A 16032-nucleotide genomic window follows, 5' to 3' on the forward strand; every position below is an offset into this window, starting at 1 on the left:
TAATGACTTCTTATAGGGGACAGCAAACACTTGTAGGTTTTCTCCTAAAACGAGTAAGCGTACAGACTCAGTTTGTCTTTTAGCTCTTTGCGCGCTATGTGAATTCGGTTTTTGACGGTTCCGATAGGAATATGGAGCTTTTCGGCAATCTCATGGTATTTAAACCCTCGGTAGTGCATCATAAAAGGCACGCGATAAGTTTCCTCCAATGAATCCACAGCTCTGTTGATATCTTCCATTACAAATTTGTTATGGGCATCGTTGTCCGTACTATTTTCCAAAGAATTGATATAATGCAAATTATCACTTGTATCAATGAAAGTGTTCTTTCTCACCATTCTTTGATAATTGGTGATGAAAGTGTTTTTCATTATGGTGTAGAGCCACGCCTTTAGATTAGTACCGTCTGCGTACTTTTCTCGATTGGTAAAGGCTTTTAGTAGGGTATCTTGTAATAAATCATTCGCATCGTCACTATCCTTTGTCAGACGAACTGCGAAAGGTTTTAGTGATTTCGAAACCTTAGCGATATGATACGTAAATTCAATGGCAGTCATGATGTGATGGATTAATTGTCCTTGCTTTATTTTGTTGAATCAAATTTAGTAAATAGTTAAACAAAACTCAAAATGTTTTTTCAAATATTTTTTCAACTTTGTCCAAAACTAGTACAACATCATGACAAATTACCTTAAAATACTACAAAAACCAACCTTTAAATTTTACAAAAATCGACAAAAACCAAACAAAAAGTACAATTTATCAAGTTTGTTTAATATTTTGGATTATATCTTAAACAAAATAAATCAAAATATTTTGTTTTATCTTTCAAATCAAACATTAAACAAAAAATCACTGCCCATAATAAAAATCTAGTGGATTGCTATACTTAAAAGAATACCCCAAATGAGTGGTTAATTTTTGCGAAGAAATTATTTTAAAATCATTAGGTGAAGCACTGCTCACAAAAGTAGGAGCCTCATAGCCAAACTTCCTCCCACTACTGATATACACCTCGCGGCGCGTGGGATGTAAAGGAGCAACGACATTATACACTTCGTTCCAAATAGAAGTATTTTGCAAAAAAGCTTCTATTACGCCTATTACGTCATCCCGATGCACATAATTGACTGGAACCTCTCCCGTAGCAATGTCTTTTTTGCCAGCTACGTATTTGGCCGGAATCCGCTCATAGCCCATCAAGCCCCCACAGCGCAATACAAGCCAAGGTCGTCCTAGTTGCTGCACCAATTGCTCGGCTTCCACGAGCGCAGGAGCCGCCGCCTCTGAAGGTATTGTTACTTCTTGTTCGCTTACTTCTCTGTTTAAGTCTCCATAAACCGAAGTTGAACTCACGTAGATTATTTTTTGAACTGTACTTGTTTCGACAAGAGATTTTAAATGCCGCATCTGCGCTACATGGTATCCCGCGCCCGCTTTTTCCAAACGAGGGGGAACATTAATAATCAATACCTCTGTGTCGAGCAAATAATCCCACCCAATTCCCTTCGGCTCAGGGGTAAGTTGTAACCACAGCGGCTCTATGCCTATGGCTCTCAAATCACTGAGTTTTTCGGCACGCGTCGTACTTCCCCGCACGACATAGCCTTTTTCTAATAAAGATTGCCCCAAGGGTAATCCCAACCAACCACAACCTAAAATGCTAATTTTCATACTTTTTCAAATTTTAAAGTTGCCCATTGGTTAAGCGTTTTTTGAGCAATCAACTTCAAACCTGACTCTTCGGCTTTTTGTACAATGTCGGCAATGTCAAATTCATAAAAACCACTGACAATCAAAGTACCGCTCACTTTCAAAAACTTTACATAGGTCGGAATCTCTTGCAACAAGATATTGCGATTGATATTGGCCAATACAATGTCATATATATCTGCCGGACAATCGGCAATCGTACCTTGAAAAACGGTGATATGAGTACAATCATTCAAAGCGGCATTCTCAATAGCATTCAGATAAGCCCATTCTTCTATATCAAATGCGGTGAGGCGATTGGCCCCTAATTTTTCGGCCAAAATCGCCAATATCCCCGTACCACTTCCCACGTCAAGCACCGACTTATTTTGGTGGTCAAGGGAGAGTTGTTGTTCCATCACCAGGGTGGTGGTTTCGTGGTGACCTGTCCCAAACGACATTTTGGGGTCAATCACCAAATCATATTCAAAACTCGGGTCAGGCAAATGATACGAGGCTCTTACCCTAATCCTCCCCGCCACTTCTATGGGCTGATAGTTTCGTTCCCATTCTTCATTCCAATTTTTAGTTTCTAACTGCTCATACTCGACCGAGATAGGTGTCAAATGCTGGTAGTTGTCCACTACTTGTTGGAGAAGTGCTGCATCAAAACTATTCTCAGGTATATACGCAGAAATTCCTTCGTTGGATTCCACAAAAGATTCGTATCCTATTTCGGCTAGTTCAGCCATCAGGATTTCGTTAAAATCAGGATTGAGCAACAAGCGCGCTTCAAAGTAATTGGTCGGCATATAATTGTTTTTGATTGATAGACATGAAAAAACAAAGGTACGCCCAATCTATTTTTAAATTACATTTGCAGAAACCATTCCTTTCTGATGTTTTACGTTTCTAATACCCACTTTTCGTTTGAAGAACTCACCCGTGATTTTGCGGGAGAATTATATTTTGATTCATCAGTGACGCATCAAGCCATCAAAAAACTCTATGCTACCGATGCGTCTGTTTATCAAGAAATGCCCTTGGCAGTAGCACTACCCCGTACCGTAGAAGATATTCGGCGGCTTATCACTTGGGCTACTACCCACCAAGTCACCCTGATTCCAAGAGCTGCCGGCACTTCTCTTGCAGGGCAAGTAGTAGGTAATGGCCTAGTGGTGGATATTTCAAAATATTTCAATCAAATCTTAGAAATCAACCCCGAAGAGCAGTGGGTCAGGGTGCAGCCGGGCGTAGTAAGAGATGATTTGAATGTAGCACTCAAACCTTTTGGACTGATGTTTGGTCCCGAAACGTCCACCGCCAACCGCGCCATGATTGGAGGGATGATTGGGAACAACTCCTGTGGACTGCACTCCATAAGTTGGGGAGCTACCCGCGACCACCTGTTGGAAGTAAAGGCTCTTTTGAGCGATGGCACAGAAGTTCTCTTTGGAAAACCTAGTAGCACTGAAGTAAAGTCCAACTCTTTACAACAAAGTATCGTCCAAAAACTTTCAGAAATTGTATCACAAAACAAATCGTTGATTCGGGAAAAATTTCCTAAACAGAGCATCACTCGCCGCAATACAGGCTATGCTTTGGATGCCTTGCTCGACTCCCCAGACCTCGCCCTCGACCTCCCCAAACTTATTGCAGGGTCGGAAGGTACACTTTGTTTTGTTACGGAAGCCAAACTCCATCTTTTACCTCTTCCTCCAGCTGAACTAGGCTTACTCTGTATCCATTGCACTACTTTACATGAGTCTTTGTTGGCCAACGGAATCGCCATGAAGCACACGCCTCTCGCCTCTGAGCTAGTGGACAAATACATCATGGACTTTACCAAAAACCACAACGAATACCGGCACAATCGCTTCTTTATCGAAGGGGACCCCGCCGCGATGCTGATGGTGGAATTTGGAGCTGACACTCGTGAAGAAGTAGAAGCGAAAGCGGCTGTATTGGTCGCCGAGCTAAAACTCAATCAGCTAGGTTATGCTTATCCTTTACTTTTTGGCGACGACTCCAAAAAAGCCTGGGACGTAAGAAAAGCGGGCTTGGGTTTGATTCGTAACCTACCGGGAGATGTTCAACCTGTCAACCTTATCGAAGACTGTGCCGTAGCCGTCGAAGATTTACCAGATTATATCCAAGACTTAGGGGAAGTACTCCAGAAGCATGGCGTTCACGCATCTTACTACGCTCACGCAGGTGCTGGTGAGCTGCACGTAGAGCCAATGGTCAACCTCAAAACCTCTGAAGGCAAAGCCAAATTCAGGGCTATTTTGGCCGATACCGCCATTTTGCTTAAGAAATACAACGGCGCACTTTCGGGAGAGCACGGCGATGGTCGCCTCCGAGGCGAATTCATTCCTTTTATGATGGGCGAAGAAGTGTACGCTTTATTTAGAGAAGTAAAACAGCTCTTTGATCCTAAGGGGATTTTCAACCGTGGCAAAATCGTGGATACGCCCCCCATGAATGAGTTTTTGCGGTATCAGCCCGACCAAATCAATCCCAAAATTGATACGGTTTTTGATTTTTCAAAACAAGAAAGTATACTGCGCTTAGCCGAAAAATGCAGCGGCTCAGGCGACTGCCGCAAAACCCACATCACGGGCGGCACCATGTGTCCGAGCTACATGGCAAGCCGCCGTGAGCGCGATACCACCCGCGCCCGTGCCAATATGCTGCGGCATTTTTATACAACAGCTTCTAGTACACCCGCTTCGTCGGAAGAGACCAAAGAAATATTGGATTTGTGTCTTTCGTGCAAAGGCTGCAAATCCGAATGCCCTTCAAGTGTGGATATTGCTAAGATGAAAGCTGAGTTTTTGCAAAATTATTATGACCAGAAAGGAGTGCCTTTTCGTTCGCGTTTGATTGCCAATTTCTCTCAGCAAATGCGTCTCGCTCGTATCGCGCCTTGGGGGTATAATATGATTTTTGGAAACGAATCTTTACGCCGCATCGCCAACAAAATCGTGGGATTCCACCCCGACCGCACTATGCCCTTGTTGCACCGTACTACTTTGGAGGCTTGGGCAAAAAACCGCCATTCTACTACAGCATCCCCCAAATCTAAGGTTTATCTCTTTTGTGACGAATTTACTAATTATAACGACGTAGAAATTGGGCAAAAAGCCATCATCCTCCTAGAAAAGCTAGGCTATGAAGTGGTGATTCCTAAACATATAGAAAGCGGACGGACGTATCTGTCAAAAGGACTGGTGAAAGAAGCAAAAAAAATAGCGATTCAAAACGTAGAAATGCTTCAAGGGCTTATTTCGGAACAAACGCCCTTGGTGGGTATTGAGCCTTCGGCGATTTTGACTTTTCGTGACGAATACCTCGACCTCGTACCCGAATCGCTCAGAGACGCCGCCCAAAAACTAGCCCAAAACGCTCTCCAATTTGATGAATTTATAGCCCGAGAAATAGATGCCAAACGCCTCACTTCTAGCCAGTTTGAAACTTCCAACAAAGTCATTAAATTGCACGGGCATTGCCATCAAAAAGCTCTAGCGTCGCTCACACCTACCAAAAAAATGCTGTCTTTGCCCTCCAATTACAAAGTTCAGCTCATTCCGTCGGGTTGCTGTGGAATGGCGGGGTCTTTTGGTTATGAAGCTGAGCACTACGAGCTGTCGATGCAAGTAGGCGAATTGGTACTTTTTCCTACCATCCGCCAACAACCCGAAGAAGTAGTGATTGCAGCCCCTGGCACAAGCTGCCGCCACCAAATCAAAGACGGTACAGGACGAAAAGCCAAGCATCCTATAGAGATTTTGTGGGAGGCACTACGGACTTAAACAGCCATAGATATGCGTTACTTTTGTATTTTACTCTTCTGTTGTATGCAGGGTTTTGCCCAATCCAATGTTTGGGTGAAGGGGTGTTTTGAAGGTTTTCCTTCATCAAAATATCAAATTTTCATTCAAGATTCGCTGCATTTTATTTCAAATGTGCCTTTACACCAAGGAAAAACCGACCAAAAAGGGAATTTAAAAGTTGATTTTGCGCTAGCTTATCCTCAAAAAGTGATCATCGAGTGCTTAGGCTATCAGCTTGATTTTTTTCTAACACCCCACGATACTTTGATTTTTCACGCCCCTAATCGTTCTACCCTCCCAATTGTAAAAGGTAAAACAGCGCGCTTACATGATTTTTTGTACAAAAGCCTCTTGATGGGCAAAGATAGCCTCACAGCCAATCCTCTTTTTCAGCATATGTCGCTTGAAAACTACACTGTAATTATCAATGATTTAGCAGCCCAATCTTGGGAAAACTTTAGGCATCAGTGCGATACTACCAATCCCCACATCAACAAATATATTTGGGCTTCTTTAGAAGGACAGAAATATTTTAGAAAGCAGGCCTATTTATTTTCAAAAGGAGAACTAGCCAAACAAGAACTAATCCGCCCGTCCATTACAGAAGATAGCCTCTATGTATCAGGCTTATATATGCAGGCGCTTCATTCGTTTTTTTTGTCGGGCCCCGAGGTGTACGTTCATCCTAATCCAGCATTTAGAAGAGGTGCCATGAGCCTTGACAGCATTGCGTTAGAAAATAAATACCATCAGATTCATGAAACTTTGAGCAAAATTCCCAAAACTCGCCAAATCCTATTAGCCCAATTTATAAGAATGTATTTTTTCCCTTATATGTATATTGAGGGTAAAAGATTGCAGCCTTTTGTAAAACTCCTAGAAAAATACAAAGAAGATTTCCCTTCATCTCCTTATATTGCTCCGCTTGAGCGGTATATACAAGCTCTTCGCAGCGAAAAACTTTTTTTGGGAGGACCACCTCGCTAGGCTTCAATCAATCAAGTTGTGCTTAATCGCAAACCGCATCAAGCCGACTACCGTTTTTACATCAAGTTTCTTGAAGATATTACGGCGATGGGTTTCTATGGTATTGGGACTAATATTAAGTAACTTAGCAATGTCTTCACTAGACTTGTCTTTGACGATATAACGGATAATTTCGATTTCGCGCTTGGTAAGATTCGGTAATTCATCTTCTTTGCTGTGCCAATTCGCCACTACTACTGTAGCATTTTCAGCGGTATCTATTTCTAAATCAGCCCCAAAATACTTTTTCCCTTCTACTACTTCTTTGATTGCCCACTGAAGTTCTTCCAAACTTGAGCTTTTCAAAATATACCCCCATGCTCCTATCCGCATAGCCTCACGTACACGGGCCATGTCTTCCGTCATGGTTAGTAAAATCACTTTAATATGCGGCGAAATCTCTCTGGCCTTGACCGTAAAATCGATTCCGCTAAGTAAAGGCATACTTAAATCAGTAATCACCAGATCTACGGGCATTTGCTTAAGAAGCTTCAACGCTTCGATTCCATTGATGGCTTTTGCCACTATCTCTACTGTTCCGAGGTTGGTAAGCAGGGCTTGTAGGCTTTCAAGAAAGATAGGATGGTCGTCAACTAATAATACTCTGGTAAGTCTCATAAATCCAGTAAATATACTTTTAAAAGAGTTATCTCATACATTTTAAAAGAAACTGCCAAAGTATATCTCAAAAAGTTATTCGATAATCGTTACTCATCGTCTATATTCTAAATAAAGAACATATGGATTCATGTTCTACTTAATCAAAAATATAGAGTCTAAAAAAAAACGTTGATAAGAAAAAAGGTCTTACCAACGTCATACTCAGCAAATGTTTTTAAAATGGCGATACGGGCACTTATTATACATTAATAGATGATTCAACCCAAATCTATAATCTTCATGTCTCCTTACTTTGAAATCAAGTATTACACTTATTAAAGTAAATTGACCGATTTTTATCGGTTTGAGTTCAACAATCTGAGGTTATGTGTTTCTAAATACTTCAAAATGCTTTTTCTGCTGACAATAATGGTATCCTATCTATGTATCAATAAAACAATTAATTAATAATATATCTTCCCTAATCCTTCAGACCATCTTTATCAGCTTGTCTTATACTCGCCAAGGGACTTACTAGTTTCAGTTTACTGACCAGCAATATTAACAAGGCGAGTATAATTAAGCATAGCTTACAACTGAACCAATAACATAAACTTGAAAATGAAACTTTTCAAAGAAACATTTTTGGGTAACAGTGTATAGCTTGTTGTCAATGTAGGATAGAGGTTTAGCGATACAAAGTTCTCACTATCAACTATATCACACAATACTGGAAATCCAGTATTTTTAGCCTAATCTTAGCCTTTTTGAAGCAAAAAATATCATATTTACAGAAAAGTATAGGCTAACTAGGCCACAGTTAGGGCTAGTGTTACGTAAAAAAGGTTGTCTATAGACTCGCCTTACTTTGATTGAGCCAAAATCTGCAAGGCTGCTTCTAAGTACATTTCAGAATCTTGTTTGAAATAATTTTCTACTTTTTGGGGAGACTCTTTATGACCTAATCTTACTACTACCGCATTTTTGGAAGGAATTGCCCAAATCAACTGCCCTAATAGACCTCGCATACTGACGGTGGCGACTCCTTTATAAGACTGCATCCAAAACTGGTATCCATACGCCTGAAGAGGCCGCTGAGTCTTGGGGTCGAGAAGATAGGAAGCAGGCCGTTGTGCTTCTTTCATGTACCCTTCAGAAACAATCTGACGCCCTTTCCAATTGCCATTCCAAAGCATCAAATGCCCAAACCGAGCGAAATCCCTAGCAGTAGGGGCAAAACAGCAAAACGCTTTTTCACGGCCTTTGGGTTTATCGAGCATCCAAACCGCATCAGTCTCGCTGCCAATCAACTGAAATATCTTTTCGGAGGCCAAATCCGCGATTTTTTTGTTATATACTTTTTCCAAAACCAAGGCCAAAATTTCAGTATCTCCGCTTCGATATTCAAATTCCTTACCCGCAGGCTTTTCGGAAGCCAAATGCTCAATCACCCCTTCTATGTTTTCGCCATAGTATCCCAAGGCATTGTTGCTAAAAAAACCTTTGTCTCTTTCATGCCAATCAAGTCCCGTACTCATCGTCAAACAATGACGGATGGTAATTTTACTTTTTTCACCTTCCTCAAACGCCCCTAAGTACGCTTTGATAGGTTGATCCAAACTACGAATTTTGTTTTCGTTGAGAGCAATGCCCACCAACATCGAAATGATACTTTTGGCCGCCGAAAAAGACTGACTCAGACTGCTAGTATCGGTATTTTCTCCATATTTTTCATAAAGCAATTTTCCGTCTTGAAACACCAAAAAAGCCGTTGTTCGATACTTTTCTAGGGTATCCAAGAGATTTTGGCTCACCACCGCTTTATTAAAATTAGAATCTAAAGGCCAAGGCTCAGGCCGCGTAGAAGCCAACACCTGCCGCGTAGGGTGCTGCTTGTAGTCAATAATATCCACATCCCCTCTTTGAACGTAGTTTTTGATGTGTACCAATGGCGAAGTATAAGTCAGCCCTGTACCCACAAGGAGTAGTCCTACTAGGCCAAAAAGTAAATTGCGAGATAGTCTTTTCATAAGTCCCTCAAGTAATTAAGGATAGGCTCGTTACTTTATGAGGCAAATATAAACGCTGGATTCCATGAAATATCTTTTTCTATTTGTATTCTGTTTGCTAGGGAGCATCGGCAGCATGGCTCAAGAAACTTATGCCGAAAAATTGGGCTACCCCAAAGGCAAAAAAGTGATTATCTTCCACATCGACGACGCGGGCATGTCGTATGAGGCCAATCAAGGTACGATCCTTGCCATGGAAAAAGGCGTGGCCAATTCGGCCAGTGTGATGATGCCATGTGGGTGGGTACCTGCCTACATGAAATACCTCCAACAACACCCCACTACCGACGCCGGCGTACATCTCACCCTTACTTCCGAATGGAAAGGTTATCGTTGGTTCCCACTATCGGGGCGCGACAAAGTGCCTGGCTTACACGACAAAGAGGGCGCCATGTGGTCAAATGTAGCAAGTGTGGTCAAAAATGCCTCCGCCGACGAAGTAGAAACCGAAATCAGGGCACAAATAGCCCGTTTTCGGCAGTTTGGGGTTGAGCCTTCACACATCGATTCACACATGGGAACGCTGTTTGGGTCGCCTGCTTTTACGGAGCGTTATGTGAAAGTGGGTATTCAAGAAAAAATCCCCGTGATGTTTCCTGCGGGTCATGCTACGCTTATCTCCAAAGAGCGCAACAGCCCACCTCAAGAAATACAACAGTTTCAGCAAATCGGCAAAATGCTTTGGAACGCGGGCTTGCCAGTGCTCGACGATTTGTTTGCTGATACTTATGGTTGGAAACTCGCCGCTAACGTGCCTAATACGGAGGAAAATTTACGTAAAATGAAAACCGAAAAATACATTGAACTCTTGAAAGAAGCCAAGCCGGGTATTACGATGGTAATCATGCACTGCGCTGCTCCCAGCGACAACTTCAAAGAAATCACCGATTCTTGGCCTACCCGTTACGGTGATTTTTGGGCGATGTTAGACCCTGCCTTAAAAACTTTTATCGAAAAAGAAGGCATCATTCTTACCACTTGGCGCGAAATGCGAGAGCGTAGAGCTAAAGTAAAATAAGATTTCCTAAGTATTTTTTTCAAAACCACAGAGGTGCACAGATACAACAAGGTTCTATTTCCTTGGTATGTATTCTGCCTTCTGTGGTTTTGTTTTGGTAGTATAAATGGGATTCAACAAACGTTATTCTATATTTTTAGATAAAAGTCACCCATTCTCAGAAATTTCATGAGCAATTTTCTAATATTCATCTGCCTGTACTGCCTTTAATCCCAAAAAAGATAGTTTAAGTATGGTTTTTTTTATTTTCGCAAAAACCTTCAAAACCTACAAACTAATTTTTACATGCAGCTAACGATTACCAATCTTTCGAAAACGTATTCCAATGGCGTACAAGCTCTTAAAGACGTTACGCTCACGATTCCTCAAGGAATGTTTGGACTTTTAGGCCCCAACGGTGCGGGGAAAAGCTCCTTAATGCGCACCATTGCTACCCTTCAAGAGGCTGACAGTGGCAGTATTGCGCTCGATGACTTGGATGTTTTACGCCAAAAGGAAGAGGTACGTAAAATTCTAGGATACTTGCCTCAAGAATTTGGGGTATATCCGCGTGTGAGTGCCGAAACCATGCTTGACCACATCGCCGACCTAAAAGGAATTTCGAATCGTGGTGAGCGTAAAGACATCGTTACGGCTCTTTTACAAAAAGTAAACCTCTACGAAGCCCGTAAGAAAAACTTGGGGACGTATTCGGGAGGGATGAAACAACGCTTTGGTATTGCACAGGCGCTTATTGGCAATCCCAAACTCATCATTGTCGATGAACCTACGGCGGGCTTAGACCCTGCCGAACGCAACCGATTTCACAACTTGCTGTCCGAAATTGGCGAAAACACGATTGTGATTCTTTCAACGCACATTGTGGAAGATGTTACCAACCTTTGCTCTCACATGGCTATCATCTGTTTGGGCGAAGTAGTGTCCAAAGGGAATCCAAACGAGTTGGTAAAAAGCCTTGAAGGGAAGGTATTTAAGAAAAGTATTGAGAAACACGAGCTGAACGACTATCGCGAAAACTACCAAGTGATTTCGACTTCCCTGAAAATGGGTAAAACACAAATTAGGGTCATCGCCGACGAGCCACTCGAAGGTTTTGAAGCGGCTACGCCTGATTTAGAAGATGTGTATTTCTCAGAAATCACAGTTCGACAAGGGCTGGCGGTGTAGTTTTTTTTGTCATTCCGACGAAGACCTTTTGTCATTCCGACGGAGGCCCTTTTGTCATTCCGACGGAGGCCCTTTTGTCATTCCGACGGAGGAGGAATCTAAAGCGTCGAATGCTCATTGGAAGGATGTAGACCCCTCCTATCGTCGGGGTGACAAATGGTTTCTTTTGTGCCCCCCGACATTTGCCTTGTGACCCCGAACATTTTCTTTGTCATTCCGACGGAGGAGGAATCTAAATCCATGTCACCTTTTTGCTCTTTATAAATCATGAAAGATCACTCGTATTATGTCTACATTTTAACAAACTATAGTAAGACGGTTCTTTATGTTGGCGTTACAAATAATTTGGTGCGACGATTAGATGAGCATAAGCAGGGTTTAAGCGGATTTACGGCTAAGTACAATTGCTTTTATCTTCTTTACTGGGAGCATCACAAATACGTTTACAACGCTATCGAACGTGAGAAGGAAATAAAAGGTTGGCGGAGGTCAAAGAAAGAAACACTTATCAATGAGTTTAATCCTGAATGGAAATTCTTAAACGATGAAATTCAAGACCAATGAAACCCTTTGTCATTCCGACGGAGCCCTTTTGTCATTCCGACGGAGGAGGAATCTAAAGCGTCGAATGCTCATTGGAAGGATGTAGACCCCTCCTTCGTCGGGGTGACAAAGAAAATGGCGGGGGTGACAAAGAAAATGTCGGGCTGACAAAAGAGCAAGTCAGGTCACAAAGGAGTTTTCTGTCATTCCGACGGAGGAGGAATCTAAAGCGTCGAATAGTACGCGGTGTGGTAGACCCCTCCTTCGTCGGGGTGACAAAAAAAATGGCCGGGGTGACAAAGAAAATATCGGGGGTGACAAAGAAAATGTCGGGCTGACAAAAGAGCAAGTCAGGTCACAAAGAAAAAATATCAAAGAGTAGATTTGTCCAAAAACAGTCAAACACAGCTAAATTTATGTTTTCAACCATACTTTCTTTTGAATTAAAATACCGCTTTAAGCGACCCGCAACTTGGGGCTATTGGGCGGTGATGTTTCTATTTTCGTTGGTACTGGCACTGTTTGGGTCGGTAAGCATCAGCGGTGGTTCGTCCGAAAAAGTATTCATCAACGGCCCTGCTATAGCGGGAGTTTTCATTGCCGTGATGAGTGTATTCGGAATCATGTTAGCTACGGCGGTGATGGGCGTGCCTGTCTATCGCGATATTGAGCACAAAACTCAAAATTATTATTTCAGCTATCCTATTTCAGAAAAAGGCTACCTCATGGGCCGTTTTGTGGGTTCATTCCTGACACTTTTGTTCATTGGTTCAGGAATGATAATCGGGCACTTGTTTGGCTGTTTGATTGGGCAGCTATTCGAGGTTGGCGATAATGCCGAGCGCATTGGCCCTTACAACCTGCTCAATTACCTTTGGCCTTACCTAGTGGTAGGTGTTCCTAATTTATTCTTTGCAGGAAGCCTCTTTTTTAGCTTAGTAGCCTTGACTAAACGCGTATTTGTCACTTATGCGGGCGGGGTAGTTTTGCTCGTGACCTACTTAGTGGCAACTTCGCTAATGGCGGATTTGGACAATAAAGCACTTGCTGCTATTCTTGACCCTTTTGCGTTAGGAGCGCTCGATGATTTGACGCGTTATTGGACAGTTACCGAACAAAATACCCGTTTTTTTCCACTGGAAGGTAATTTCCTTTGGAACCGCTTATTATGGATAGGGGTAGGTCTTGCACCGCTGTTGTATCTGCTGTTCCGTTTTGATTTTCAACGATTCATTGCACCAAAAGCGCAAAAAATCGCCAAAAAGAAGAGCGAAACAATGCCCAATCCACGCTCCTTGGCGGACTTGCCGGTGGCCGAAAAAGCCTACACTACGGGTCGTTATTTGAGACAAATGCTCAGCATGGCCAAAGTAGAGTTTCGGAATATCGTTCGCGACCCCTTCTTTATCGCCATCTTATTAGCAGCGGCGTTGTTTTTGTTTTTAGATAACCAGTATGCAGGAATGATGTTTGGAACAGACTCGTTACCTACTACTTACCTCATGCTGGAGTCCAAAGATAGTACGTTTTATTTTGTGGTAATTATCCTCATTATTTTCATTACGGGGGAAGTGGTTCACCGCGACCGAACGGTCAATTTTCACCTCATTGGCGATGCCTTGCCTTTGCCAAACTGGCTGGTGTACGGCTCTAAGTTTTTGGCCATGATTGGGGTGATGCTGTTTATTCCTGTGGTGGGGATTTTGTGTGGTATTACGTGGCAAACCATCAAAGGGTATTTTGATTATAATTTGCCCTTGTACTTGCAAGGCTACGTAGTGCCTATTTTGCAGTGGACGTTCCTGACCATGATTACGTTTTTGATTCATACCTTGGTCAACAACAAAATGACAGGGCACGTGGTTAATATCGCTTTTTGGGCGGTATTGTACGGCACGCGGGCTTTTTCGGAATACAAATATATGTTGCTGTATTTCAATGCCGTCCCAACTTCGACCTATTCAGACATGAACGGGTTTGGGTTTACCCAAAACACCATGTGGTATTTGTTGTGCTGGGGTGGATTAGCTTCGGTCTTTTTGGTGATTGGAAACCTGTTTTGGTCACGAGGCACGGAAACCAATTTCAAAAACCGTTGGCGCTTGGCCATGCAACGCTTTACGCCTGCTACGGGGGCATTACTTTCGATTTTTACCCTTGTTTGGTTAGGTTCAGCAGGCTTTATTTATTACAACCAAAGTGTGCTAAACAAATACCGTACCGCCGAAGAAGGCCGCAAACAGAGCGCAGAGTACGAAGAAAAATACCGCAAATATTACCTTAAAGCACAACCAAAGGTAACATCGGTGAAAGTTGAGGTAGATTTATTCACCAAAAAACGAATGGTGGACGCCCGTGGCCGATTTGTGATAAAAAACAAACACAATCGTCCGTTGGACTCGCTGATTTTGAACGTGGGAAGTGGTTTTCCTCATTATCGAATGAGTCTAAAAATCGACGGTGTTGAGCCTAAAAAATTGTTGAACGATACTATTCAACGGTTTTATATCTACCAATTACCCAAAAAGTTGATGCCCAATGACTCAGCGGTACTAGAAGTGGTTTCGCACGGGGAATTTAGGGGCTTCCGCAACGGTGGTGAAGAGCAGTTTACCATTACCGACAACGGTACGTTTCTTAATCAAGGCGATTTATTCCCGAGCATTGGATACAGTCAGCAAGCCGAACTTTCGTCGGAGCGGTATCGGAAAAAATATAAACTTCCGATTCGGGAATTTGAAATGCCAAACCGTACTGATTCCACGGGGTTACAGAACTTCCTGTTTACCCAAGAAGGTGACTGGATTACGTTTGAAGGTACGGTTAGTACCGAATCCGACCAAATCGCGATTATGCCCGGCTATTTGCAAAAAGAATGGACAAAAAACGGTCGGAAGTACTTTAATTACCAACAAAATGAGTTCATGGATTTGTTTTTCAACGTAGCGTCGGCGCGTTATGCTGTCCACCGCGAAACGGTTAAAAACTCTGATGGACATGATATTAAAGTGGAGATTTTTCACCATCCTACGCACAACAAAAACATTGCCCACTTTATGAATGGGTTGAAAGATGCGTTACGGTATTGCTCGTCCAATTTCCGCCCGTATCAGTTCCGACAGATGCGTATTTTGGAATTCCCTCGTTATCAGACCTTTGCGCAGTCGTTTCCGAATACCATTATGTACTCCGAAAACTTTGGCTTCTTGGCCGATTTTTCTGACCCTAACAAAACCGATTATGCGTACTACGTGACGGCCCACGAAGTAGCGCATCAGTGGTGGGGGCACCAAGTGATGCCGAGCTTTACGCGTGGAGCCAACAACATCGCCGAGGCATTGGCCGAATACAGCTCGCACATGGTGCTACACCACGCCTACGGCCGCGATGTGATGCAGGAACGCCTCAAATACGCCCTCGACCAGTATTTGCGCGGTCGTGGCACGGAAAACAAAGGCGAACAGCCGCTCATGGACAACGAAAACGGGGCGTACATTTGGTACGGAAAAGGGACGTTGACGTTTTATGCCTTGCAAGACATGGTGGGCGAAAAGCAACTTAACACTTGGCTGAAAGATTACGCCGAACGCACGGCCTTCCGTCAGAAAGCGCCTTTTACGACTACCGACGAATGGTACAACAGTATTTACACCCAGACTCCCGACTCGCTCAAGTATTTTGTGGAGGATTGTATCAAAAAAATCACCTTGTACGAAAACAAGGTGACGGCCGTAGAAGCAACACCGCTGAAAGGCGACCAATACAAAATAAAGCTAACCGTAGAAACCAAAAAGCTGTATTTTGACAAAACGGGCAAGGAAATTGCGCAGGGAAAAACACCGAACTACATCGACATTGGGGTATTTACGGAGGAGTCTAAAAACAAGCTAGGCATGAAGCAAAAAGTGCCACTTTACCTCCAAAAACACAAACTCAGTCCAGGCAAACACACGATTGAGTTAGTGGTAAAAGGCAAGCCCGTCAAAGGCGGCATCGATCCTTATAACAAACTCATCGACCGCATTTCGGATGATAATGTGATGAAAGTGGAGATGCTGTAGAGAAATCGGTCGGCGGGGTT

Annotated in this window: 11 protein-coding genes; 6 read left to right on the top strand and 5 right to left on the bottom strand. The window is 42.9% G+C overall.

Going from position 1 to position 16032, the window contains the following annotated elements:
• Positions 1-44: 44 nt before the first annotated feature.
• The 3 genes from G563_RS0122635 to prmA all read right to left on the bottom strand — a co-directional run bounded on the left by G563_RS0122635 (position 45) and on the right by prmA (position 2504).
• Positions 45-557 carry an RNA polymerase sigma factor gene (locus tag G563_RS0122635; RefSeq protein ID WP_028667323.1) on the bottom strand — a complete coding sequence of 171 codons (513 nt, stop codon included), beginning with the start codon at positions 555-557 and terminating at the stop codon, positions 45-47.
• Between the two features lie 295 nt (positions 558-852).
• On the bottom strand, positions 853-1674 hold the full coding sequence (locus tag G563_RS0122645) for an SDR family oxidoreductase (protein ID WP_028667325.1): 822 nt from the start codon (positions 1672-1674) through the stop codon (positions 853-855).
• Positions 1671-2504, bottom strand: coding sequence for a 50S ribosomal protein L11 methyltransferase (prmA, locus tag G563_RS0122650; RefSeq protein ID WP_028667326.1), 834 nt, complete (start codon positions 2502-2504; stop codon positions 1671-1673). The genes G563_RS0122645 and prmA overlap by 4 nt, the downstream gene beginning before the upstream one ends.
• 87 nt (positions 2505-2591) lie before the next feature.
• On the opposite strand from prmA, the gene G563_RS0122655 reads away from it, so the two are divergent.
• Entirely contained in the window at positions 2592-5507 is a 2916-nt protein-coding gene (locus G563_RS0122655; RefSeq protein ID WP_028667327.1) for an FAD-binding and (Fe-S)-binding domain-containing protein, read from the top strand.
• 12 nt (positions 5508-5519) lie between these two features.
• Complete coding sequence (locus G563_RS0122660) at positions 5520-6515, top strand: hypothetical protein (protein WP_157585551.1); 996 nt, start codon at positions 5520-5522, stop codon at positions 6513-6515.
• A gap of 3 nt (positions 6516-6518) precedes the next feature.
• Here G563_RS0122660 and G563_RS0122665 read toward each other — a convergent pair whose 3' ends face one another.
• Positions 6519-7172, bottom strand: a complete 654-nt coding sequence (locus G563_RS0122665; RefSeq protein WP_028667329.1) for a response regulator — start codon at positions 7170-7172, stop codon at positions 6519-6521.
• 845 nt (positions 7173-8017) lie between these two features.
• Entirely contained in the window at positions 8018-9184 is a 1167-nt protein-coding gene (locus tag G563_RS0122670) for a serine hydrolase domain-containing protein (protein WP_028667330.1), read from the bottom strand.
• A gap of 64 nt (positions 9185-9248) precedes the next feature.
• Here G563_RS0122670 and G563_RS0122675 point away from each other — a divergent pair, with 64 nt between their 5' ends.
• The 4 genes from G563_RS0122675 to G563_RS0122695 all read left to right on the top strand — a co-directional run bounded on the left by G563_RS0122675 (position 9249) and on the right by G563_RS0122695 (position 16012).
• Complete coding sequence (locus G563_RS0122675; RefSeq protein ID WP_028667331.1) at positions 9249-10241, top strand: polysaccharide deacetylase family protein; 993 nt, start codon at positions 9249-9251, stop codon at positions 10239-10241.
• A gap of 285 nt (positions 10242-10526) precedes the next feature.
• On the top strand, positions 10527-11408 hold the full coding sequence (locus G563_RS0122680) for an ABC transporter ATP-binding protein (RefSeq protein WP_028667332.1): 882 nt from the start codon (positions 10527-10529) through the stop codon (positions 11406-11408).
• Positions 11409-11675: 267 nt separating this feature from the next.
• Positions 11676-11972, top strand: coding sequence for a GIY-YIG nuclease family protein (locus G563_RS0122690; protein ID WP_028667333.1), 297 nt, complete (start codon positions 11676-11678; stop codon positions 11970-11972).
• 395 nt (positions 11973-12367) lie between these two features.
• Positions 12368-16012 carry an ABC transporter permease/M1 family aminopeptidase gene (locus G563_RS0122695; protein WP_028667334.1) on the top strand — a complete coding sequence of 1215 codons (3645 nt, stop codon included), beginning with the start codon at positions 12368-12370 and terminating at the stop codon, positions 16010-16012.
• The last annotated feature ends 20 nt before the right edge of the window (positions 16013-16032 follow it).

This window comes from Runella zeae DSM 19591, from assembly GCF_000423565.1.
Classification (GTDB): domain Bacteria; phylum Bacteroidota; class Bacteroidia; order Cytophagales; family Spirosomataceae; genus Runella; species Runella zeae.